Raw genomic sequence first — 21,452 nt, 5'->3', positions numbered from 1 at the left:
GTGCTGCTGGCCCGCATCATGGTGCCCGGCGACCCCAGCGAGAAGTCCGACGACCTGGACCTGGCCGAGGAAGACAAGACCTACGGCAGCTCGATCGACGCGGTCATGAAGGGCACCACCGACGGGCTGCAGATCGCCCTGAACGTCGGCGCCACCCTGATCGTCTTCATCGCCCTGGCCACGATGGTCGACAAGATCCTGTTCGCCCTGCCGATGGTCGGCGGCGAGCACATCAGCATCGCCCGGGTGCTGGGCACGATCTTCGCGCCCCTGGCCTGGGCCATGGGCATCCCGTGGAAGGAAGCCGGCACGGCCGGCGGCCTGCTGGGCGTCAAGTTGATCCTGACCGAGTTCACCGCCTTCATCCAACTGGCCAAGCAGGGTCCTGAACTGCTGGACCCGCGCACCCGGATGATCATGACCTACGCCCTGTGCGGCTTCGCCAACATCGGCTCGGTGGGCATGAACGTCGCCGGCTTCTCGGTGCTGGTGCCCGCGCGCCGGCAAGAGGTGCTGGGCCTGGTCTGGAAGGCGATGATGGCCGGCTTCCTGGCCACCTGCCTGACCGGCTCGCTGATCGGCCTGATGCCGCGCGGTTGGTTCGGCCTCTAAAGAGCCTTTCCTTCCTCGGCGGAACCAAAGCATCCTCCCGGTCAAAAGCCGGGAGGATTTCTTTTGAAGCTCTATGACAGCCGCCGGGCTCCCAATCCTCGCCGTGTGCGCTGGTTCATGGCCGAGAAGGGCATCGAGGATATCGAGGTCGTCGATATCGACATCTTCGGCGGCCAGCACCGCACGCCCGAATACCTGGCCAAGGCAGGTCTGCCCAATGTGCCGGCCCTGGAGATGGACGACGGCCGAACCATCACCGAGTCGGTGGCCATCTGCCGCTATCTGGAAACCCGCTATCCCGAGCCCAACCTGTTCGGCGAGGACCCTTGCGAGTCCGCCGTCGTCGAGATGTGGATGCGGCGCACCGAGATGATGGTCGCCACCCCGCTGATGATGATGGTGCGCCACAGCCATCCGGCCATGGCGACGATCGAGACTCAGATCCCCGAGGTCGCCGCCAACAACCGCGGCATGGCCGACAAGGGGCTGAAGATGCTCGACCGCCGATTGGCCGAGAGCGAATTCATCGCCTGCGAGCGGGTGACCATGGCCGACATTCTCGCGGCGACGGCGATCGACTTCGCGCGGATGGCGCGGTTCCGGCCGGATGCGGAACTGGTCCACCTGGGCCGGTGGCGTGAGGCGATGATGGCTAGGCCGGCGGCGAAGGCGGGGGTGTAGCTAGAGTTTGATGAAGCCAAAACCGGCTGTCATCCCGGGCGTAGCGAAGCGAAGACCCGGGACCGACGCGTGAACTCAGAGCTTCCGGCGGCCCCGGATCTGCGCGCTACGCGCTTGGCCGGGATGACAAGCCGTTTGTGAAACCGCTCCGCCAGCTACCGCGCCCGGATCTTCTTGATCACGCCCGAGAAGTTCAGCATCGGCGCGCCGCCTGTCGACACCAGCCCGCGCACGAACAGCAGCGAGCCGCCGGCCTTGGTGACCTCGCCGGTCGATTCCACCAGGTCGCCGGCCTTGGCCGGACCCAGGAACTCGCCGTTCAGGCTGACGGTCACGGCGCGGACGTCCTTCAGGTGAGCCCACGAGATCGAGAACAGCGAATAGTCGGCGAAGGTCATCATGCAGCCGCCGTGCATGAAGCCGCCGCCGTTCATGTGGCGGGCCTCGGCGCGGAAGGCGCTGCGGATCACGCCGTTCTCTTCGCGGAAGTAGAACGGCCCGGTCTGGTCCTCGAAGGCGTCCATGCCGGCCCAGGTGCGCCAGCCGGCCCACTCGCCCTCGGTCACCAGCTTGGGCCCGTCCCAGATCTCGTTGCCGCCGTCCATGGCCTTGCCCCATCGCCTTGCGTTGTCTTTGAGGACCTAAGGCGACGTGGCGCCCGAGGCAAGCGGCCGCGCTCGCACTGCTGACGGATTCGTGTCATCCCTCCGCCCATGACCACGCCTATTCAAGACACCATCCTCTCGCAACTAGCCGCCGTGGCCGCCGGCAAGTCCATCGACCCGATGTCGGTCGCCAAGGCCGTGCAGCCCGAGCGCTGGCAGCGCCTGCTGGGCCATGTGCGCACCGACGCCATCGAACTGGCCCGCGAAGGCCAGATCGTCATCCTGCGCCACAACAAGCCGGTGAACCCGGAGCAATTCCGCGGCGTCTATCGCCTGCGCCTGCGCCAGGAAGGCGACCCGACCAGCTTCGAGGACGTGACGGACGACGTCGCCGAGGATGCGGCGGGCGAAGAGGCCGGCGAGGAATAGGGTCACGACCACCAACCCTGTCACCCCGGACAAGCGCGCAGCGCGCCGATCCGGGGCCGACGCCTGAACTCGGCGCTTCCAGCGGGCCCGGATCTGCGCCCGACTGCGTCGGGCTTGTCCGGGATGACAGCTTTGGTTTGGGGCTCAGCACGCCTAAGTCTTGAATCAAAACCCGACACGTGGACCTATGAGCGAAACTCATAAGGGGAGGTCCGCCATGATCGTCTACGGCTCGTCTTTGTCGCCCTATGTGCGCAAGACCCTGGCCTTCGGGGCCGAGAAAGGGCTGGCGCTGGAGAACAAGGTCTCGGCGCCCGGTTCGCCCGATCCCGAGTTCCTGGCCTGCAGTCCGTTCAAGAAGATCCCCGGCTTCAGGGACGGCGACTTCCAGATCTCGGACTCGACGGCGATCATCACCTATCTCGAGGCGCTGCATCCCGATCCCAACCTGATCCCGACCGACCCGCGCAACCGCGCCCGGGCGATCTGGTTCGAGGAATATGCCGACACCATCGTGGTCGGGGCGGCCGGGCCGCTGTTCTTCAACCGCATCGTCGGCCCGCGCTTCATGGGCGTGGCCACCGACGAGGCGATCTGCGCCAAGGCCGAGAACGAGACCCTGCCGCCGATCCTGGACTACCTGGATTGCACGATCCCCGAGTCCGGCTTCCTGCTGGAGGACCGCCTGACCCTGGCCGACATCGCCGTGGCCAGCCCCTTCGCCAATCTGGGCCACCTGGGCTTCGACCTGTCGCGTTGGCCCAAGGCCAAGGCCTACACCGAGGCGATCCTGGCGCGGCCCTCGTTCGACCATTGGATCGGGCGCGAGAAGCGTTTCCTGGGTCTGTAGTCTTGAGGGCCTTGTAGCTGGAGGCCCGCGCCTGGCCGTTCGTCGCGTCACCCTTGACCTCAAGGATTGCGCGGCGCCTGCTCGCCGCAAAACTGGGGGGAAGCATGCGTAGAACCGCGATCGCGGTCGCCGTCTCGGCGGCCCTGGGCCTGGGCGCGCTGACGCCGGCGCCCGCCCTGGCCTGGAACGACCAGGGGCACATGGCGACCGGCGACATCGCCTATGACGCGCTGTCGGCGCGTGACCCCCAGGCCGTCGCCGCGATCGTCGCCATCATGCGGAGTCATCCCGACCACGCGGCGTTCGAGCGCCAGTTGGTCGGGCTGAGCGGCAAGGCGCGCGAGCGGCGGCTGTTCGCCCTGATGGCCCGCTGGCCCGACGATACGCGCGGCAGTCCGCACGACCGACCCGATTGGCACTATGCGCTGAAGCTGGTCTCGGCCTGGCGCTTCGTCCTGCCGATCACGGTGGGCGGCGCCGACAAGGCCTTCCGCGAGCAGCTGGCGATCGCGCGCGAGCCCAAGGCGTCGCGCGCCGATCGGGCCGTCGCCCTGTGCTGGATCATGCATATCGTCGGCGATCTGCATCAGCCGCTGCACGCCGGCCATTGGATGTCGTGGAGGTTCCCAAAGACCGACCGGGGCGGAACGATCGCCTATGTGCGCTGGACGCCCGGCGGACCGAGCGTCGACCTGCACGAGTTCTGGGACGGGATCCCCAATCGCACGGGCGGACGCGAGGCCGGTTCCGAGGCCCTGGCGGCCAGCGCCGAGGCGGCCCATCCGCGACCGGCCGCCGGCGGCCTGGGTCCGGATCCGTGGCCCAGGAGCGCGGCCTGTTCGGCGCGCCCTCCTTCCTCACCGCCGACGGCGAGCTCTTCTGGGGCAACGGCCTAGGCCGCGCCGGCGGGCATGGTGCGGTCCAGGGCCTCCATCATGCGGGCGGGATGGAAGGGCTTGTCGATGAATTCCGACCGCTCGACACCCTCCGCCGCGAAGCGCGCGGCGGCGGCCGCCGAGATGTAGACGACAGGCAGTCGCGGGTAGGCGACGCGGGCGCAGCGGGCGACATCGAAGCCGTCGCCGCCGGTTCCCAGGTTGATGTCGGTTATCAGGGCTGACAGCACCTCGTGCTTGTCGATGATCTGGCAGGCTTCTTCGGCGCAGAAGGCTTCAATGACCTCATAGCCGACCTCGCGGAGCACTAAGCAGTTCAAAAGGCTTGAAATACGGTTGTCCTCGACATAGAGGATCCTGGGAATTGCCATGTAAAAATCCTTTGATTGGATAGGTAACCCTCAGGATGAGGTTTGTTTCCAACTCGCGCGATTAATTCTTACTGTGTCGGGAACTCGACGTAAAACTATACACGTAATTACTGAACACATGTTCATTCTTGAGGCGGGATTGTGTTTGAGGGTTGGGTCGCGATGGCCCGGAAATCAGACACGACCGGCGGCTGGGCTTGCCTTTGGGGCTGAGCCGCCTACCTCCACCCCCATGCCGCTGGACGACATCCTCGCCGACATCGCCGCCTGCCGGGCGTGCGCGCCGTACCTGCCGCACATGCCCAGGCCGGTGGTGCGGGTGGGCGAGGGGACGCGGCTGCTGATCTGCGGCCAGGCGCCCGGACGGCTGGTGCACGAGACCGGCCTGCCGTTCAACGATCCGTCCGGAAACCGCCTGCGCGACTGGATGGGGATCGACCGCGAGACCTTCTACGGCCGACCGGAGATCGGCGTGGCGGCCATGGCGTTCTGTTTCCCGGGGACCAATCCCAAGGGCGGCGACTATCCGCCCCCGGCCCGCTGCGCCGTGCTGTGGCGGCCTCAGCTGCTGGCGGCCCTGCCCAAGGTCGAGCTGACCCTGCTGGTCGGGAGCCATGCCCWAGCCTGGGCGTTGGGATCTCGCATGAAGGCGAACATGACCGACACCGTCGCCGCCTGGCGCGACTATGTGGACCAGGGCGTGCTGCCCCTGCCGCATCCGTCGTGGCGCAACACGGCCTGGCTGAAGCGCAACCCGTGGTTCGACGCCGAGGTGGCGCCCTATCTTCGCCGCCGAGTGGCGGGCATCCTGGCGTCATGAACCGTCGGATTCTTCTCCTCGGGGCGGCCTGCACGGCCAGCCTGGCCGCCTGCGCCCCGGTCATCCAGCAGCCGGGCCCCGGCCAGCTGGGCTATCGCGGCCCCCGGCTGGACGACGACGGCCTGTTCAGTTTCGACGGCAAGAAGCTGGGCATGACGAAATGGCTGCCGGCCGAGGGCCAGCCGGTCACCCAGGTGATCGTCGCCCTGCACGGCATGAACGACTATTCGAACGCCTTCCATCTGGCCGCGCCGTTCTGGGCCGGGCAGGGGATCGCCACCTACGCCATCGACATCCGTGGCTTCGGCCGCTCGCCCGATCGCGGCGTCTGGGCGCCGCCGGACCTGGTCATCGAGGACATCCGCACGACCGTCGCCCTGGTCCGCGAGGCCCATCCCGACGCCAAGGTCGCCCTGGCCGGCGAGAGCATGGGCGGGGCCCTGGCCATCGTCGCCATGGCCTCGGACCGGCCGCCCGCCGCCGAGCGGCTGCTGCTGTTCGCACCGGCCGTCTGGGGCTGGTCGGCCCAGCCTCTGCCGTACAAGACCACCCTGTGGATCACCGCCCACACGACCCGCAGCTGGGTGGTCAAGCCGCCGGAGTGGCTGGTCAAGAACGTCCAGCCCACCGACAATATCGACGAACTGCGGCGCATGGGCCGCGATCCGCTGATGATCTGGGGCGCGCGCTCCGACACGTTGTACGGCCTGGTCGGGCTGATGGAGAAGGCCTGGGCGTCGCTGGGCAAGGTCCAGATCCCGATCGCCTATTTCTACGGGGCCAACGACCACATCATCCCCAAGGAGCCGACCATGGAGGCGGCCCGCCGGCTCAAGCCCGACGACCGCTCGGCCTATTACGCCAACGGCTGGCACCTGCTGCTGGTCGACAAGCAGGCCCAGGTGGTGTGGACCGATGCGGCTTCGTTCCTGAAGGATCCGCTGGCCGACCTGCCGTCCGGCGCCCCGCCGATCCCGGGGGCCCCGACCGCGCCGAACGTGGTGCGCAGTCAGTTGTCGAAGCAGTAGCGCGGCCGAGATCGTGCGTCCTTCGAGGCCCGCTGCGCGGGCGCCTCAGGATGAGGACCTTCGTTGCTCTGAATTCCTCATCCTGAGGTGCGAGGCGTAGCCGAGCCTCGAAGGACGCACGGCGTTCCAGACCCCCGTAATGGGTGCGGCGAAGCGAGGGGTTGTGGCGAAAAGCCCGCCAGCGTACACCCCGGCGCAATCTTTCTGGCTAAGGCGAGACCGACGGCATGACTTTGTTCGATTCCCCGGATTTCGAGGGACACGAAGGCGTTCACGCGTTCTTTGACGAAAAAACCGGCCTTAAGTCGATTATCGCCATTCACTCCACCGCCCGCGGTCCCGCCGCCGGCGGCTGCCGGATGTGGGACTATTCCAGCAGCGACGCCGCCGTGACCGACGCCCTGCGGCTGTCGCGCGGCATGTCGTACAAGAACGCCATGGCCGACCTCGACTTCGGCGGCGGCAAGGCCGTGATCATCGGCGACGCCCGCAGCCAGAAGACGCCGGAACTGTTCGAAGCCTTCGGCCGCGCCGTCGACAGCCTGAACGGCCAGTACTGGACGGCCGAGGACGTCGGCGTCTCGCCGGCCGACCTGGTCGCCACCCGCCGCACCACCAAGTACGTCGCCGGCCTGGAAGGCCACGCGGCCGCCTCGGGCGACCCGTCGCCGGTCACCGCCGAGGGCGTGTTCCGCGGCGTGCGCCTGTGCGTCCAGCGGGCCCTGAACCGCGACCTGAACGGCGTCACCGTCGCCATCCAGGGCGTCGGCCATGTCGGCGCCTATCTGGCCGAGAAGCTGCACGCCGCCGGCGCCAAGCTGATCATCGCCGACGTCAACCAGCAGGCCCTGAACGAAGTGGCCGCCAAGACCGGCGCCAAGATCGTCTCGACCGACGCCATCTTCGACGTCGACGCCGACGTGTTCGCGCCCTGCGCGCTGGGCGGCGCCATCTCGACCACGACCCTGCCGCGTCTGAAGGTCAAGGTGATCGCCGGCGGGGCCAACAACCAGCTGGCCGACAAGACCATCGGCCAGGCGGTGTTCGAGCGCGGCATCCTCTATGCGCCCGACTATGTGATCAACGGCGGCGGCATCATCAACGTGGCCGGCGAGATCCGCGCGCTGGAGACCGGTGCGGCCTTCGATCCGGCCTGGGTGGCGGCCAAGCTCGACCGCCTGGCCCAGACCCTGGGCGAGGTGTTGGACCACTCGCTGGTCGACCGCCGCCCGGCCAACCTGGTCGCCGACGAAATCGCCCGCACGCGCATAGCGGCGGCGCGGGTCTAGGCTCCGCTTCGGCGGAGACGCTCTAGCCGATGTGCCGCTCGAGCACGACGTGCGTGGAGACCTCCGCCACGCCGTTCACGGCCGCCACGGCCTGACGGGTCAGTTCCAGGTCGGCGACGTCGGCGTATTCGATGGTCATCAGCAGGTCGATCGGCCCGGCCATCGAATGGGCGGCGACGATGGCGGGCAGGGCCCGCAGCGCGGGCATCAGCTGGGCGCAGCGGCGCCCGGGCATCAGCTTGACCATCAGATAGGCCAGCTGCCGCGGCCTCGCGCCCAGCCCCTCGACCACCGTGAAGCCGGCGATCGCGCCCGTGGTCTTCAGCCGCGCCAGGCGGTCCTGGGTGGCGCTGCGCGACAGCCCCAGGTCGCGGGCCAGGGCCACGATCGGGCGCCGGGCGTCGCGACGCAGCAGCGTCAGCAGCAATTGATCCTTGTCGTCCACGCGCTCGCCCCGGCGATCTGCCGGGTCCTCCGGCGTCTTGCCGGCTGAAACCGGCGTTGGAACGGAGGTATGCGGGGACGAAGGAGATATCAATGAACCTCGATCCCGCCCGCACCGTCCTGCTGCCCGTCGACATGCAGCGCGCCTTCGACGAAGCCAGTTGGCCGCCCCGTTGGAACACCGACCTGGACCGCAACGGCCAGGCGCTGCTGGCGGGCTGGCGGCGGATCGGGGCGCCGATCATCCACGTGCGCCACGACTCGGTCGAGCCTGCCTCGACCCTGCGCCCCAGCGTGCCGGGCAACGCCTTTCGAGCGGGGTTCGAGCCGCTGGCCGGCGAACCCGTGGTGGCCAAGAGCGTCAATTCCGCCTTCATCGGCACAGATCTGGACCTGCGGCTGCGCAGGCTGGACGCGCGGGCGGTGGTCGTGTTCGGGATCTCGACCGACATGTGCGTGTCGACCACCGTTCGGGTCGGCGCGAACCTGGGCTGGCGCATGCTGCTGGCGGCCGACGCCTGCGACTGCTTCGACCTGCCGGACGGCGACGGCGGAACGATCCCCGCCAGGACGATCCAGGCCGCCCACGTGGCGACCCTGGGCTTCGAGTTCTGCTCGGTGGTGACGACGGCCCAGGCGGTGGCGGCGCTGGACGCCTAGCGGGCGGCGTCTTCGCTGGGGGCGTCGTTCTCGGGGAGGGGACGGCGCGCCCGGCCGCTGATCTCGGCTCCGGCGTCGCGGTCCAGCCGCAGATAGACCGGGAGCGCCAACAGCGTCACCAGGCCGATCGCCAGGAACGGCGCCGTGAACCGCTCCGGCGTCAGGTGCGCCTCGCGCCCCCTGGCCAGGTGCAGCATCAGGCCGCCGAAACTGACCCCCAGGGCCAGGCCGACCTGCTGGGCCACCGCCGACAGGGTCGAGGCGGCGGCCACCTTGGGCTGGGGCACGTCGGCATAGGCGATGGTGTTGGCGGCGATGAATTGGTTCGAGCGCGCGAAACCGGCCAGGAACAGCGTGCCCGCCATCAGCATCATCGGCGTGCCGGGGCGGAAAAAGCCCGGGGCGGCGGTCAGGACCGCCGTCAGGGCCACGAAGAACGCCAACTGCGTGCGGAAGCCGAAGCGTTTGAGGCTGGCGGCCGCGAACGGACGGGCGATCAGGACGCCAACGCCGGTGCCCAGGGTGACCACGCTGGCCTTCAGGGGGCTCCAGCCCAGGGCCACTTGCAGCAACAGCGGCATCAGGAACGGGCTGGCGCCGATGCCAAGCCTCACGAAGGCCCCGCCCAGCAGGCTGGCGCGGAAGGTGCGGTATTTCAGCAAGCCGAGGTCGAGGATCGGCTTGGGCGTCACCTTGGCCTTGCGCAGATAGAGCCAGCCGGAGCCCAGGGCGACGGCGACGATGCCCAACTGCGCCCAAGGGGGAAGAAGCGACAGCCCCGCCGTCTCGGCCACCACCACCAGGCCGCTGATCGCCACGGCCGACAGCAGGAAGCCCAGGGTGTCGAAGCGCCCCATCTCCTGCGGTTGGCTCTTGGGGACGAAGCGCATCACCGCCGTCATGCCCAGCACGCCGATCGGCAGGTTCAGATAGAAGATCCACGGCCAGTCGGCGACGCTCAGCACCAGGCCCGCCAGGGGAGGGCCGATCAGCGGACCGACCAGGGCGGGCATGGTGAACCAGCCCATGGCCCGGATCAGCTTGTCCTTGGGCGTCGAGCCGACGACGATCAGTCGGGCCACCGGGGTCATCATCGCGCCGCCGATCCCCTGGAGGATGCGCGAGGCGACCAGGGCCTCGAGATTCCGGGACAGACCGCACAGGGCCGAGCCGGTCAGGAACACGACCATGGCCGTGATGAACACCCGCCGCGCGCCAAAGCGTTCGGCGGCCCAGCCGCTGGCCGGCGTGAACACCGCCAGGGCCAGGATGTAGGAGGTCAGGGCTAGCTTCAGGTGGATGGGGTCGACGCTGAACGCCCGGGCCAGGGTGGGCAGGGCGGTCGACAGGGCCGTGGAGTCGATGAACTCCATCAGCAGCGCGCTGGCCACGGCCAGGGAGATCAGGCGGGTTCCAAGAACCGACGTCTCTGGCGAAGGGGCGGGCTGATCGACTGACACGAGGGCGACTTACGCCTCGCGGCCGTCGATCTCAAGCCGAAGGGCCAAGCCGATCAGCCGTCTCGCGCGTTATGTTCCAGGCGCCCGCCTGAAGTCCGCCCCGTCTGGAGCTCGTGATGTCGTCGGAAACCCATCTGTCCGAACTCGAGGAGGAGATGGCCCAGGCCGTCGCTTCCGAGGACTTCGAAACCGCCTCGGCTCTGCGCGAGCAGATTGACCTGATCCGCCGCGACCGCAGGATCATGGAGCAGCCCGGCGCCACTTCGCCCCAGGCCGCCTATTTCAAGTATCGCGAGGCGCAGAAGGCCGGCCCGGCCTAGGCCTAATCGCCAGAGAGCGCGTCGCGCAGCTCCCGGTCCAGCTGCTCCAGGGTGAACGGCTTGGTCAGCAGCCGCGTGCCGGCGTCCAGGGTGCCGTTGTGAACGATGGCGTTGCGGGTGTAGCCGGTCATGTAGATGACCTTCAGGTCCGGCCGCAGGGCCAGAGCGGCGTCGGCCAACTGGCGGCCGTTGGAGCCCGGCATGACCACGTCGGTCAGCAAGATGTTGATCTCCGGGCGCTGGCCCAGCCGCTCCAGCGCCACCGGCGCGCCGTCGGCCTCGATCACCTTGTAGCCCAGATCGCGGGCGGCGCTGACGGCGAAGGTGCGCACGCCGGGGTCGTCCTCGGCGATCAGCACGGTGTAGGCTCCGCCGCTGGGCACGATCGGGCGCGGCGCGGCGGTCTCCTCGACGGCCAGTCCCTGGGTGTCGCGCGGCAGGTACAGCTTGACCGTCGTGCCCACCCCCAGCTCGCTGTAGAGCTTGATGTGGCCCCGCGACTGCTTGAGGAAGCCGTGCACCTGGCTCAGGCCCAGGCCCGTGCCTTCGCCCAGCCGCTTGGTGGTGAAGAACGGGTCGAAGGCCCGCTCCATCACCTCGGGCGTCATGCCGCCGCCGGTGTCGGTGATCGCCACCAGCACGAACTGGCCGGGCTCGACCTCCGCATGGGTGTCGGCATAGGCCTTGTCGAGGAAGGCGTTGGAGGTCTCGATCGTCAGCCGGCCGGTCCTGCCGTTCTCGGCCATCGCGTCGCGGGCGTTGACCGCCAGGTTGAGGATGGCGCTTTCCAGCTGCGGCGGATCGACGAAGGCGCGCCACAGGCCGCCGGCCAGCACGGTCTCGACGGCGATGTGCTCGCCCAGCGCCCGGCGCAGCAGCTCGGACATGTCGGCCACGCACTTGTTGACTTCGGTGGGCTTGGGATCCAGCGGCTGCTGGCGCGAGAAGGCCAGGAGGCCCTTGGTCAGGGCGGCGGCGCGGTTGGCGCCCGACAGGGCGTTTTCGGCCAGGCTGAGCAGCTTCTCCTGTCCCGACAGCCGACGGATCAGCATGTCCAGATTGCCGACGATGATCGCCAGCATGTTGTTGAAGTCGTGGGCGACGCCGCCGGTCAGCTGGCCCAGCGCCTCCATCTTCTGGGCCTGGCGCAGCTGGGCCTCGGCGCGTTCGCGTTGGGCGATCTCGTTTTCCAGGGCGCGGTTGTGGTCCGTCAGCTCGCGGGCATGGTCGCGGGTCTCGCGGACGACGGCGTAGGCCAGCACGGCGGCGGCGACCAGGGCCAGCACGATGACCCCGATCAGCACGGAGCGCTGGACGGCGGCGTCGGCCTGGCGTTGGGCCAGCAGGTCAGCCTCCGCCGCCTCGAAGGCATGACTGAGGGCGCGCACGCGATCCATCATCGCCTTGCCCTGATTGGTCCTCAGGCGCGCGATCGCGGCGTCGACATGGCCCGCCCGGGCCTGGGCCACCGTGCGGTCCAGCTCGGCGAACTTGGCGTCGATCGCCTGGTCCAGCGCCGTCAGGCGCCGCTGCTGGCCGGCATTGTCGGCGACCGCCGCGCGCAGGTCGCGCCTCAGGACCGGCAGCCGCTCATGCGCCTCGTCGTAGGGCCGCAGATAGTCCGGATTCTGGGTCAGCAGATAACCACGCTGGGCGGTCTCGGCGTCCTGCATGGCGCTGAACATCACCGTCTGGAGGCGTCGGACCTCCAACGAGTGCGCCGCCCAGCGTTCTGCGTCGGCGCTGGTGACGGCGACGACGATCGCGGCCAGGGCCGCGCAGACCAGCAGCAGGAAGCCCACGACAAGGCTCACCCGCATGCCCGGCCTGGACAGGGCGGCGTTGTTCGGCTGATCACGCACCAAAAGCTTTTACTCCCCCGACAGGTCCCGATCCGTCGATCCGGGCTTGATACGGGAAATCGAGGCCAGCGCCAAACCCCGCCCGGGCTTCGAGGCGCCGAAATGGCAATCCCTGCGCGTTGCGCTGGCGGCGCTTGCAGAATTCCTCCGTCCGCGTTCCATCTTGACGCTTGCGCCAAATTCGAACGGCCGTAAGACTTCCCCACAGGTAAAGGGGATACCGTAGTGAGTCCGAAGAGCGACGGCGCGACCGTCATCACCGCGCCAGACATCGACGTCGAGAGCGACAACGAAGCCGTCACCAAGAACCTGGTGTTCGTGGCCGCCGAGCGCCTGTTCGCGCTGCACGGCTTCCAGAACGTGTCGGTGCGCGACATCACCGCCGCGGCGGGCGTCAATCTGGCCTCGGTGAACTATCACTTCGGCTCCAAGGACGCGCTGCTGTACGAGATCTTCCGTCGGCGCACGGTCGAGCTGAACCGCGAGCGGGCCAAGAAGCTGCACGAGGCCACCGACCGCCACGCCGGCGTTCCGCCGGTGCGCGAGATCCTGGCCGCCCTGCTGACCCCGCCGCTGAAGTGGCTAGCGCCGGACCACGAGCGCCGTATCTCGCTGCAGTTCCTGATCCGGGCCCGCAGCGAGGGCACCGACGAGATCCGCAAGGTCCTGCAGACCGACGTCACCCACCTGCGCCGCTTCTCCGACGCCCTGCTCAAGGCGCGCCCTGACCTGCCGTCCGAGGAGATCTACTGGCGGCTGCACTTCACCCTGGGCATGCTGCACAACAACCGCTTCGCCGAGTTCGACCGCCTGAACGTGCTGTCGGAAGGCACGACCAGCGAGGCCGACGTCGAGGCCCTGCTGGGCCGCATGCTGGCCTTCGCCGAGGCGGGCTTCTCAGCCTAGATCTTCGGACGGGGCCGCGCTCGCCCACTTCATTCGGACATAACCAAGCCGCTCTTCGCGAGCGCTCGCGCCCACGCGTCGGTGGCGGATCGCCACGTCGCGTCGAGTCTAGACTCGGCAAGCGTGAGCACGTCCGAGTCTGACGCATGACGAGAACAAAATAGGAACAAGCGATCTTGAGGAGCGGACCTTCCCGCCTTCGGGATCGTGAAAACACGCCGGCGCAATTTTCAGCGCCGGTGACCTGAAAACCCAATTTGAACCCTAAGGATTTCCCAAAATGAATAGATCATCCCCTCTGCGCGGCCTGGCGCCGAAAGTCGCCAAGGCCGTCGCCGCGGCGCTGTGTCTGGCGACCTTGTCGGCGCCGGCCGCGACATTCGCCGCCAACACGCCGGGCGCCACGGTCGGCGCCATTCGCTGGGACGCCTGGGTGGGCGACCTGCCCACGGGAGCCGGCGGCCACGTCGGCCTGGAGGTCGAGCGCAATCTCGGTCTCAACCAGTTTCATGACCGCGTGCCGTTCTATGGCGTGGAAACCGGCGCGGATTCCGTCGAGATCCGCCAGCTGACCCAGGGCCAGATGGACGCCGACATCGCCTATGCCAAGCGGGCGGGCGTCAACTACTGGGCGTTCTGCTACTTCGCGGACAACGACGGCATGTCGACGGCCCGGAACCTGTACCAGTCGAGCGGCCAGCGCGAGGGTCTCAACTACACCTACGTCGTCAGCATGAGCTCGGCGCCCGCCGCGACCCTCGCCGCGGAATTCGTGCGAGGCCATTTCCAGAAGGTGCTCAACGGCCGTCCGCTGCTCTATGTGATGATCAACGGCGGCGACACCACCGCCGACATGGCGACCTTCGTGGCCGGCGTGCGGTCAGCGGCGGCGACCGCGGGGGCGGCCAATCCCTACGTCGTCCTGCTGTCGCCCAACGCCGGTACGGCGTCCAGCTACGCCACGGCCGCCGGAGCGGACGCCATCAGCACCTATGCCGACGGCGCGTCCAACGGCGTGCCCTATTCCACGCTGATCTCCCAGAACGCGTCGACCTGGAACACCTTCAGGAACACCGGCAAGAAGGTAGTGCCTTCGGTGACGACGGGCTGGGACAACCGACCCAGGTCGCTCTATCCGCAGAGCTGGAACAACAACCAGCCGGTGTCGTCCACCGCCTGGGTGCAGAAGGCCGCCCCGGCCGAGATCGGGACCAACCTGCAGAACGCCCTCAACTGGGTGCAGGGCAACCAGGTCACGGCCGACGCCAACACGGTGCTGATGTACGCCTGGAACGAGTTCGACGAGGGCGGCTGGATGACGCCGACCCTGCAGACCGGGACCGACCGCGTCGATGCGGTCTCGGAGGTGCTGAAGTATTCCAGCTCGTCCAACTGGCCCGGCCAGACCTCGCACGGGGCGTTCGACGGCGACCCCAACACCAACTGGCAGGCGGCGCCCGGCACGCTCTACGGCGGGCAGTGGGTGGAGATCGACTTCGGCAAGGACTCCACCTTCAGCCAGGCGACGATCAGCGAGTTCGGGACCCGGACGACGGGCTACCGGATCGAGTATCTGAACGGCTCGACCTGGAAGACCGCCTACACCGGAACCGGGATCGGTGCGTCCAGCACGGTCAGCTTCCCGGCGGTGACCGGACGCAGGGCCAGGCTCTACTTCACCTCGGGGATCGACACGGCGATCATCTACGAGATGACGCTGAACGCCACGCCGGCCGTCTCGACGAACCTGGCGCTGAAGGGTTCCTACGCAAGCTCGTCCAACTGGGACCTCACCCAGACGGCCGACAAGGCCTTCGACGGGGACCCCAACACCAATTGGCAGGCTCGGGGCCCCGGATACGCCGCTTCGCTGCAGGCCGATTTCGGAACCCGAAAGGCGTTCAACACGGTCACCATGTCGGAATTCGGCGACCGCACCAGCGGCTATCGGATCGATTACTGGACCGGGAGCGCCTGGGCTCCGGCCTATTACGGCACGACCATCGGCGCCAGCAGCACGGTGACCTTCCCCACCGTGGTCAGCAGCGGGGTGCGGCTGAGCTTCACCTCCGGGGCGTTCACGCCGATCATCTACGAGATGAGCGTCGGCCTGAACTAGGAACGACGGGGACACGCGCAGGCGCGTGTCCCCAACCTCGTCTTATCCCGCCAGCTTCCAAGCCAGCCGTAGATCTTCGACCAACTCCGCGAAGGCGCGGTCCTTGGTCTCTGGGTCGGGGACGCGCAGCAGGAAGGACGGGTGCCAGCTGACCAGGCCCTGTTCTCCGCCGGTCAGCGCCTCCGGCTGACCGCGCGACTGGCCGATCGGCACGGCCTTGCCGAACACCGCCAGGGTCGCGGTGGCGCCCAGGGCCAGGATCACCTTGGGACGGACCAGCCGGCGCTCGGCGTCCAGCCACCAGCGGCAGGCCTGGACCTCGCCCCGGTCCGGGGTCTTGTGCAGCCGCCGCTTGCCGCGCGGCTCGTGCTTGAAATGCTTGACCGCGTTGGTGACAAACACCCGGTCGCGCGGCACGCCGGCCTCGGCCATGGCCCGGTCCAGAAGCTGGCCGGCCGGACCGACGAACGGGACGCCTTGCAGGTCTTCCTGATCGCCCGGCTGCTCTCCGACGATCATCAGCGCCGCCTTGACCGGTCCCAGCCCAGGCACGCCCTGGGTGGCGTCGCGCCACAGGTCGCAGCGGCGGCAGACCTGCACGCCGGCGGCCACTTCTTCCAGATTGACCAGGTTGCTCTCGCCGAACGAGCCGTCGCGGGCGTGCTTCAGCGCGGCCTTGAGCACGCGGTCCGACGGCTTTGTGGGGTGTGCGGCGACCATGGTCTCGGTCCGGCCTTGCGCCTTGGCGATCAGCTCCGGAATGAGCGCCGCCTCGGGCAGGTTTCGCCAATAACGCTTGGGCATCTCCTGTTTCATCATCGCCGGGTTCAGCCGCGCCGGATTGAAGATCGAGGCGTAATAGGTGCGCCACATCTCTTCCTGAGCGTCCTGGGACGGGGCGTCGGCGGGATCGGCGCCGGGCGACATGGTCAGCGAGCTCCCATCCCAGTGGACGCAGGCGTCGGGCGTCAGGATCGACCAGTTCATGTTGGCGAACCGCCGGGCGAAGAACGGCGCGGCGGCCTCGGTGACGCGGTGGGCGGGCTCGAACCAGGCGACGTAAGTCTCCGGCGTCACGTCCTCGACCAGCYGGAAACGCACGAAGGCGTGCATCTTGTGGATCGCCCGCCCGACGTTCTTGGCCATGTCGCGGGCCTTGGCGACGTCGGCGTCGGCGGGGTTGGCCAGCAGACGCGGCTGGGCTTCGAGGCGATGGAGGATGCGGTAGAGCAGGGCCAGCCGCTCGGGCGAGCGGTGCAGGATGACGGTCTGGGCCAGGTCGACGAAGGCGGCGGGGACGGTGAAGCACGTCTTGCTGGGAGCTTCGCAAATTTCGTTGTCATCCCGGACGAGCGCGTAGCGCGAAGATCCGGGATCGCCGGAAGCGCGGCGCTTTGGGTCGGTCCCGGATCTTCGCTGCGCTTCGTCCGGGATGACAGGCGTTGTTTGGAGCAGATCGGAAAACAACTCACGCTCCACCGTCCACACCACCGCCTCCGGCGCCACGCCCTCGGCGCGCAACGCGCGCGCCGCGACACGCCAGCCGTCGAAGTCGATCTCGGACTCCAGCCGCATCACCCGCATCAGAACAGGCTCAGTTGCTGGGGCGCGATCAGCGACGCCCGCAGGCCTTCGCCGTCGGTGGCCGCGCCGGGCGTCCAGTCGGCGGTGACGATGAAGGGTTTGGCGCGCTTGACCGAACCGCAGACCCGCTTGACGTCGTCCAGCGTGAGGCGGGTCTGGATGCGGGCCAGCAGAATGCGGTCGACGCCCTTGGCGCCCAGGCCCGGCGTGCGCAACAGGGTCTCGCGGTCGGCGGTGTTGACGTCGACCGGGAAGTCGCCRCGATGGCGCAGGGCCCAGGCGGTCTTGGGGTCCATGGTCAGGTCCAGGTCCTGGCCGGGGGCGACGATCTCGCCTTGGCCAAAGCCGTAGAACCGCATCAGCCAGTCGGCCTGGTACAGGCGATGCTCGCGCACCAGGGGTGGCCGGATCACCGGCAGGCGGGCGCTGCTGTCGGCCATCGGGCTGAAGGCCGAATAGTAGACGCGCTTGAGCTGGTAGGCGCCGTACAGCGTCGCGCTGCGGGCCAGGATGTCGCCGTCCTTGGCCGCGTCGGCCCCGACGATCAGCTGGGTCGACTGGCCAGTGGCGAACTTGCGCGGCTTGGCGCGCCCCGCTTTCACCGGCGCGTTGCGGTCCTCGATGGCCAGGCGCATGCGGCCCATGGCCTTCTTGATGCCGGCCGCGTCCTTCTCCGGCGCCAGGACCCGCAGGCTCTCGTCCAGCGGCAACTCGACATTGATCGACACCCGGTCGGCATAGAGACCGGCCTCGGCCGCCAATTCGGGAGAGGCCTCGGGGATGAGTTTCAGATGGATGTAGCCGCGGAAATCGTGGTCCAGCCGCAGCGACTTCGCCACCCGGACCATCTCCTCCATCGTGTAGTCGCCGGTGCGGATCACCCCCGACGACAGGAACAGGCCCTCGATATAGTTGCGCTTGTAGAAGTTCAGCGTGAGGTCGACGACCTCCTTCACCGTGAACCGCGCCCGCGCGACGTTGGACGACACCCGGTTGATGCAATAGGCGCAGTCGTAGATGCAGAAGTTGGTCAGCAGGATCTTGAGCAGGCTGATGCACCGCCCGTCCGGCGCATAGGCGTGGCAGATGCCCATGCCCTCGGTCGAGCCGACGCCCTTGCCGTCCATGGAATTGCGTTTCTGGGCTCCCGACGAGGCGCATGAGGCGTCGTATTTCGCGGCGTCGGAGAGGATGGCGAGCTTGCGTTTCAGATCGAGGACGGCCATCCCTCTAACCTATTGTTCTTATTTTGTTCCGTCCACAGCAATCACCCGCCTGTGACGGAACGAAGCGGGTTCGGCGGGGTTATGCTGAGCCTATGGCGCGGCTCGGCATCCTTCATGAAACGCGGTACAGCTACGCCCGGCCGGTCGGCTTCGGGGCGCATCGGCTGCTGATCCGGCCGCGCGACAGCCACGCCATCCGCATCGTCGAGGCCTCGCTGCAGACGTCCTTGCCGGGCGAGACCCGCTGGACCTACGACGCCGTCGGCAATTGCGTCTGCTGGTTCACGCCGCGGGGCGAGGCCGACAGTTTCACCATCACCAGCCGCCTGGTCATCGACCGCTTTCCCGCCCCCCTGACCAGCCTGCAGATCGACGACCCGCACACCATCTCGCCCATCGTCTATTCGCGCGAGGACCGGGCGGTGCTGAACCCGTTCATCACCCCCGCCACCGACGACGACGACCGGGTGCTGCTGCGCTGGCTGCGCCAGCAGATGGAGCGCCCCGACGAGCCGGCCATCGACTTCCTGCTGCGGATGAACGCCACCATTCACGACAGCTTCGTCTACAAGGCCCGCCCGGAAGCCGGCACCCAGGCCCCGGCCGAGACCATCGCGTCCGGCCAAGGCACTTGCCGCGACTTCGCCTGGCTGATGGTCGAGGCCCTGCGGCGGCTGGGCTACGCGGCGGTGTTCGCCACGGGCTACATCTATAGCGGTCCGGCCTCGGCCCTGCGCGGCGCCGGCGCCACCCACGCCTGGTGCGAGGTGTTCCTGCCGGGCCTGGGCTGGACCGAGTTCGACCCCACCAACGGCCTGGCGGAATCGCCGGACCTGATCCTGGTCGCCCACACCCGCACGCCCAACGAGGCCAAGCCGATCTCGGGCACCATCCTAGACGATCCGGGCGAGGCGAAGCTCGCCGTCAGCGTCGAGGTCCGGCTGCTGGACACGCTGGAAGCGGCGGCGTGATGAAAACGACACGAAAAATCGGGAGGATGACGCCATGATGAAGCCGTTCCAACAGCAAGCGCCCCTCGGCGGCGGCCACCTGCCGCATCCCGAGCCCAAGCCGCAGCACGGCCAGAAGCCGGACGCCGAGTGCCTGAAAGTTCCGGAGAAGCGCTCGTTCGAGCCGCGCCCGGCTCACTAGGGCGTATCGCCACTCCTCTGCACTTACGGCGGACAAAGGGGTTCCCGCCACAAGGGCGGGAATGACGGCTAAAGGGGACGGTTCGAGAACTGACGACCACCCAAAGCGCTGAATGGCGATACGCCCTAGCCGGGATCAGCCCTTGCGACCGCGCGGACTGACGCCGGTCCAGCGCTTGAACGCCCGCGAAAACGCGCTCGCGTCGGCGAAGCCCACCAGATAGGCCGTCTCGCTGACCGAGACCTTCCGGCCGTCCAGATAGTGCACGGCCAGGCGATGGCGCAGGTCGTCGAGCAGCTGTTCGAAACTGACGCCCTCGGCCTTGAGCTTGCGATAGAGCGTCTGGCCGCTGACCCCCAATGCCTTGGCCGCATAGTCCTTACCGATGGCGTCACCCTTGTGCAGCAGGGGCATGATCAGGCGCTCGACGCGGCCGCGCATGGTCTGGCTGGTCTGCAACTCCTCCAGCAGCGCGGCGGCATGGGCGCTGAGCACGCCGAACACATACGGATTGGGCTTGTGGATCTTCAGGCTCAGCCAACTGGGGTCGATGCGCATGGCGTTGCGGTCGGCGCCGAAGGTCACCGGCACTTGTAGGATCCGCTCATACGCCTCGGCGTGGGCGGGCGCGGCGTGGGTGACCACCAGCTGCTTGACGAACGGCGTGCCTGGATAGTGCCGCGCCACCTCGCAGATGAAGCGGCCGAAGGCGATCTCGGTGAGTTCAGGGAAGGCGTCGGGCGGGCGCTGGTCCTCAAGCCATAAGCCGTCTTCGCGCGGCGTCAGCTTGAAGCGCTCGCCGGGGACCAGGCCGTCGATCTCGATGACCAGGCGGCGAAAGCGGTTCAGCTCGGCCAAAGCCTCGCCCATGGTGTCGGCCGACTGGCAGATCAGGCCCACGACCGAGAACTCCTCGAACCGCGTGCCTTCGCAGAACTCCAGGGCCAGGGCCGGAGCGGCGCAGAGGTCCTTGCCGGCCGTCATCAGGGCGATGTAGCGGCGCATCGGCACGCGGCCGTCCTGGTCTTCCAGGTCCTCGGCCCGGATGTCGGCGCGGGCCAGCAGCCGGTCACGCGACGCGCCCTTCGACACGGCGAAGTCCAGCAGCGCCTTGGCGTAGCCCGCCGACACCGTCGGTTCCGACATCCCGCGTCCTTTGTCACGCACGGCCAAACTTCTGGCCTGAGCGGACATGTCGTTGCGTTGGCGAGAGCGTCAAGCTGACGCCGTCAGTCGTGGGGATGTTCAGCGTGAGTGAGACGATCTTGAGCCGGCGTGTCGAGGCCGGCGCCTGGGCGGACAAGGCCCTGAGGCGGGCGGGCGCCTTCTGGTTCCTGGTCGCGGCCCTGGGGCAGGGGATGTTCGCCGTCTACATCGTGGCCTTCTACTGGCGCGCGGCGGTGCTGGGAGACTTCGGGCGCTGGAACGAGGTCCTGGGCAGCCACGGGATCAATCCTGGCCAGCCGGCGACCAACCTGTTCCTGGGCGTGCATCTGCTGCTGGCCGGGATCGTCACCGTCGGCGGGCCGCTGCAACTGGTCCCCTGGATCCGCGCGAGGGCCATCGGCTTCCACCGCTGGAACGGCCGGGCCTATGTGCTGACGGCGATCGGGGCCAGCCTGGCGGCCTTCTACCTGGTGGCCAAGCGTGGCACGATCGCCGGACCGATCATGACCGTCGCCATCACCCTGGACGGCGTGCTGATCCTGATCTGCGCGGCCATGGCCTGGCGTCAGGCCCTGGCCCGCCGGATCGACAGCCACCGGCGCTGGGCCATGCGGACCTTCATGGTGGCCAGCGGAGTCTGGTTCTACCGGGTGGGGCTGATGGCCTGGTTTCTGGTCAACCAGGGCCCGGTCGGCCACACCGACGCCTTCGACGGTCCGTTCGACGTGTTCTGGGCGTACGGCTGCTACCTGCTGCCGCTGGCGGTGCTGGAGCTCTATCAGGCGGCCAGGGATCGCGGCGGGGCGGGGGCGAAGCTGGCGATGGCGGGGGTGGTTGGGGTTTTCGCGCTGGCGACCGGGATCGGGGTGTTCGGAGCGACGATGGGGATGTGGCTGCCGCGGCTTTAGTGGCTCACTCACTTGCCCCCACCTGACCGCTTCGCGGTCTGTCCGCCCCCATAGGGGGCGGAG

General features: G+C 68.3%; 23 protein-coding genes. 15 read left to right on the top strand and 8 right to left on the bottom strand.

All coding sequences use genetic code 11. From position 1 onward, the window contains the following. Both AC1DZ6_RS05090 and AC1DZ6_RS05085 read left to right on the top strand, forming a co-directional pair. On the top strand, positions 1-612 hold a 612-nt coding region (locus AC1DZ6_RS05090; RefSeq protein ID WP_477096103.1), incomplete at its 5' end, for a nucleoside transporter C-terminal domain-containing protein. A 63-nt stretch (positions 613-675) separates the two neighbouring features. Next, positions 676-1,293 (top strand): glutathione S-transferase family protein, encoded by a 618-nt coding sequence (locus tag AC1DZ6_RS05085; protein ID WP_477096102.1) that lies wholly within the window; start codon positions 676-678, stop codon positions 1,291-1,293. A gap of 155 nt (positions 1,294-1,448) precedes the next feature. Here AC1DZ6_RS05085 and AC1DZ6_RS05080 read toward each other — a convergent pair whose 3' ends face one another. Beyond that, entirely contained in the window at positions 1,449-1,898 is a 450-nt protein-coding gene (locus AC1DZ6_RS05080) for a PaaI family thioesterase (protein WP_477096101.1), read from the bottom strand. A 108-nt stretch (positions 1,899-2,006) separates the two neighbouring features. Between AC1DZ6_RS05080 and AC1DZ6_RS05075 the strand changes: the two genes are divergently transcribed. The 3 genes from AC1DZ6_RS05075 to AC1DZ6_RS05065 all read left to right on the top strand — a co-directional run bounded on the left by AC1DZ6_RS05075 (position 2,007) and on the right by AC1DZ6_RS05065 (position 4,073). After that, entirely contained in the window at positions 2,007-2,327 is a 321-nt protein-coding gene (locus AC1DZ6_RS05075; RefSeq protein ID WP_477096100.1) for a DUF3253 domain-containing protein, read from the top strand. 217 nt (positions 2,328-2,544) lie between these two features. Further along, positions 2,545-3,177: a glutathione S-transferase family protein gene (locus AC1DZ6_RS05070; protein WP_477096099.1), complete on the top strand. Its 633-nt coding sequence runs from the start codon at positions 2,545-2,547 to the stop codon at positions 3,175-3,177. A gap of 104 nt (positions 3,178-3,281) precedes the next feature. Then, positions 3,282-4,073 (top strand): S1/P1 nuclease, encoded by a 792-nt coding sequence (locus AC1DZ6_RS05065; RefSeq protein ID WP_477096098.1) that lies wholly within the window; start codon positions 3,282-3,284, stop codon positions 4,071-4,073. On the opposite strand, the gene AC1DZ6_RS05060 is transcribed toward AC1DZ6_RS05065, so the two are convergent. After that, positions 4,070-4,444, bottom strand: coding sequence for a response regulator (locus tag AC1DZ6_RS05060; RefSeq protein ID WP_477096097.1), 375 nt, complete (start codon positions 4,442-4,444; stop codon positions 4,070-4,072). The genes AC1DZ6_RS05065 and AC1DZ6_RS05060 overlap by 4 nt on opposite strands. 232 nt (positions 4,445-4,676) lie before the next feature. Between AC1DZ6_RS05060 and AC1DZ6_RS05055 the strand changes: the two genes are divergently transcribed. From AC1DZ6_RS05055 to AC1DZ6_RS05045, 3 genes are all read left to right on the top strand, one after another. Then, complete coding sequence (locus AC1DZ6_RS05055) at positions 4,677-5,264, top strand: uracil-DNA glycosylase family protein (RefSeq protein WP_477096096.1); 588 nt, start codon at positions 4,677-4,679, stop codon at positions 5,262-5,264. After that, positions 5,261-6,292, top strand: coding sequence for a lysophospholipase (locus AC1DZ6_RS05050; protein ID WP_477096095.1), 1,032 nt, complete (start codon positions 5,261-5,263; stop codon positions 6,290-6,292). Before AC1DZ6_RS05055 ends, AC1DZ6_RS05050 begins: the two co-directional genes overlap by 4 nt. 227 nt (positions 6,293-6,519) lie before the next feature. Beyond that, entirely contained in the window at positions 6,520-7,581 is a 1,062-nt protein-coding gene (locus tag AC1DZ6_RS05045; protein ID WP_477096094.1) for a Leu/Phe/Val dehydrogenase, read from the top strand. Between the two features lie 22 nt (positions 7,582-7,603). Here AC1DZ6_RS05045 and AC1DZ6_RS05040 read toward each other — a convergent pair whose 3' ends face one another. Continuing rightward, on the bottom strand, positions 7,604-8,026 hold the full coding sequence (locus tag AC1DZ6_RS05040; RefSeq protein WP_477096093.1) for an Lrp/AsnC family transcriptional regulator: 423 nt from the start codon (positions 8,024-8,026) through the stop codon (positions 7,604-7,606). A 92-nt stretch (positions 8,027-8,118) separates the two neighbouring features. Between AC1DZ6_RS05040 and AC1DZ6_RS05035 the strand changes: the two genes are divergently transcribed. Further along, positions 8,119-8,685, top strand: coding sequence for an isochorismatase family protein (locus tag AC1DZ6_RS05035; RefSeq protein WP_477096092.1), 567 nt, complete (start codon positions 8,119-8,121; stop codon positions 8,683-8,685). On the opposite strand, the gene AC1DZ6_RS05030 is transcribed toward AC1DZ6_RS05035, so the two are convergent. Beyond that, positions 8,682-10,145, bottom strand: a complete 1,464-nt coding sequence (locus AC1DZ6_RS05030) for a DHA2 family efflux MFS transporter permease subunit (protein WP_477096091.1) — start codon at positions 10,143-10,145, stop codon at positions 8,682-8,684. The two genes, AC1DZ6_RS05035 and AC1DZ6_RS05030, sit on opposite strands and share 4 nt — an antisense overlap. Positions 10,146-10,261: 116 nt before the next feature. On the opposite strand from AC1DZ6_RS05030, the gene AC1DZ6_RS05025 reads away from it, so the two are divergent. Then, positions 10,262-10,465 (top strand): UvrB/UvrC motif-containing protein, encoded by a 204-nt coding sequence (locus AC1DZ6_RS05025; RefSeq protein ID WP_477096090.1) that lies wholly within the window; start codon positions 10,262-10,264, stop codon positions 10,463-10,465. A gap of 2 nt (positions 10,466-10,467) precedes the next feature. Here AC1DZ6_RS05025 and AC1DZ6_RS05020 read toward each other — a convergent pair whose 3' ends face one another. Further along, a complete protein-coding gene (locus AC1DZ6_RS05020; protein WP_477096089.1) occupies positions 10,468-12,327 on the bottom strand; it encodes a CHASE3 domain-containing protein in 1,860 nt (619 codons plus the stop codon). Between the two features lie 255 nt (positions 12,328-12,582). On the opposite strand from AC1DZ6_RS05020, the gene AC1DZ6_RS05015 reads away from it, so the two are divergent. Together AC1DZ6_RS05015 and AC1DZ6_RS05010 are read left to right on the top strand one after the other, a co-directional pair. Then, a complete protein-coding gene (locus tag AC1DZ6_RS05015) occupies positions 12,583-13,233 on the top strand; it encodes a TetR/AcrR family transcriptional regulator (RefSeq protein WP_477096104.1) in 651 nt (216 codons plus the stop codon). A gap of 280 nt (positions 13,234-13,513) precedes the next feature. After that, on the top strand, positions 13,514-15,352 hold the full coding sequence (locus AC1DZ6_RS05010; RefSeq protein ID WP_477096088.1) for a discoidin domain-containing protein: 1,839 nt from the start codon (positions 13,514-13,516) through the stop codon (positions 15,350-15,352). Positions 15,353-15,394: 42 nt separating this feature from the next. Here AC1DZ6_RS05010 and AC1DZ6_RS05005 read toward each other — a convergent pair whose 3' ends face one another. Both AC1DZ6_RS05005 and AC1DZ6_RS05000 read right to left on the bottom strand, forming a co-directional pair. Further along, complete coding sequence (locus AC1DZ6_RS05005; protein ID WP_477096087.1) at positions 15,395-16,936, bottom strand: UdgX family uracil-DNA binding protein; 1,542 nt, start codon at positions 16,934-16,936, stop codon at positions 15,395-15,397. After that, on the bottom strand, positions 16,936-18,162 hold the full coding sequence (locus tag AC1DZ6_RS05000; RefSeq protein WP_477096086.1) for a putative DNA modification/repair radical SAM protein: 1,227 nt from the start codon (positions 18,160-18,162) through the stop codon (positions 16,936-16,938). Before AC1DZ6_RS05000 ends, AC1DZ6_RS05005 begins: the two co-directional genes overlap by 1 nt. A gap of 92 nt (positions 18,163-18,254) precedes the next feature. Between AC1DZ6_RS05000 and AC1DZ6_RS04995 the strand changes: the two genes are divergently transcribed. Then, positions 18,255-19,133 carry a transglutaminase family protein gene (locus AC1DZ6_RS04995; RefSeq protein WP_477096085.1) on the top strand — a complete coding sequence of 293 codons (879 nt, stop codon included), beginning with the start codon at positions 18,255-18,257 and terminating at the stop codon, positions 19,131-19,133. A gap of 34 nt (positions 19,134-19,167) precedes the next feature. Then, entirely contained in the window at positions 19,168-19,314 is a 147-nt protein-coding gene (locus AC1DZ6_RS04990; protein WP_197026737.1) for a hypothetical protein, read from the top strand. 135 nt (positions 19,315-19,449) lie between these two features. Here the strand turns inward: AC1DZ6_RS04990 and AC1DZ6_RS04985 are convergent, their stop codons facing one another. After that, the gene (locus tag AC1DZ6_RS04985; RefSeq protein ID WP_477096084.1) at positions 19,450-20,460 is read right to left on the bottom strand and encodes an AraC family transcriptional regulator; all 1,011 of its coding nucleotides are present in this window, start codon (positions 20,458-20,460) and stop codon (positions 19,450-19,452) included. 104 nt (positions 20,461-20,564) lie between these two features. Between AC1DZ6_RS04985 and AC1DZ6_RS04980 the strand changes: the two genes are divergently transcribed. Continuing rightward, entirely contained in the window at positions 20,565-21,389 is an 825-nt protein-coding gene (locus tag AC1DZ6_RS04980; protein WP_477096083.1) for a DUF2306 domain-containing protein, read from the top strand. The last annotated feature ends 63 nt before the right edge of the window (positions 21,390-21,452 follow it).

The organism is Caulobacter sp. P1_B12_2 (genome assembly GCF_056406675.1).
This window is presented reverse-complemented; position numbering and strand designations above follow the sequence as displayed.

What these genes read in the sequence shown, in the direction of transcription:
- AC1DZ6_RS04990 (WP_197026737.1), top strand. Translation starts at nt 19,168, where the DNA reads ATGATGAAGCCGTTCCAACAGCAAGCGCCCCTCGGCGGCGGCCACCTG.
- AC1DZ6_RS05025 (WP_477096090.1), top strand. Translation starts at nt 10,262, where the DNA reads ATGTCGTCGGAAACCCATCTGTCCGAACTCGAGGAGGAGATGGCCCAG.
- AC1DZ6_RS05080 (WP_477096101.1), bottom strand. Translation starts at nt 1,898, where the DNA reads ATGGACGGCGGCAACGAGATCTGGGACGGGCCCAAGCTGGTGACCGAG.
- AC1DZ6_RS04985 (WP_477096084.1), bottom strand. Translation starts at nt 20,460, where the DNA reads ATGTCGGAACCGACGGTGTCGGCGGGCTACGCCAAGGCGCTGCTGGAC.
- AC1DZ6_RS05050 (WP_477096095.1), top strand. Translation starts at nt 5,261, where the DNA reads ATGAACCGTCGGATTCTTCTCCTCGGGGCGGCCTGCACGGCCAGCCTG.
- AC1DZ6_RS05065 (WP_477096098.1), top strand. Translation starts at nt 3,282, where the DNA reads ATGCGTAGAACCGCGATCGCGGTCGCCGTCTCGGCGGCCCTGGGCCTG.
- AC1DZ6_RS05070 (WP_477096099.1), top strand. Translation starts at nt 2,545, where the DNA reads ATGATCGTCTACGGCTCGTCTTTGTCGCCCTATGTGCGCAAGACCCTG.
- AC1DZ6_RS05035 (WP_477096092.1), top strand. Translation starts at nt 8,119, where the DNA reads ATGAACCTCGATCCCGCCCGCACCGTCCTGCTGCCCGTCGACATGCAG.
- AC1DZ6_RS04995 (WP_477096085.1), top strand. Translation starts at nt 18,255, where the DNA reads ATGGCGCGGCTCGGCATCCTTCATGAAACGCGGTACAGCTACGCCCGG.
- AC1DZ6_RS05060 (WP_477096097.1), bottom strand. Translation starts at nt 4,444, where the DNA reads ATGGCAATTCCCAGGATCCTCTATGTCGAGGACAACCGTATTTCAAGC.
- AC1DZ6_RS05075 (WP_477096100.1), top strand. Translation starts at nt 2,007, where the DNA reads ATGACCACGCCTATTCAAGACACCATCCTCTCGCAACTAGCCGCCGTG.
- AC1DZ6_RS05010 (WP_477096088.1), top strand. Translation starts at nt 13,514, where the DNA reads ATGAATAGATCATCCCCTCTGCGCGGCCTGGCGCCGAAAGTCGCCAAG.
- AC1DZ6_RS05045 (WP_477096094.1), top strand. Translation starts at nt 6,520, where the DNA reads ATGACTTTGTTCGATTCCCCGGATTTCGAGGGACACGAAGGCGTTCAC.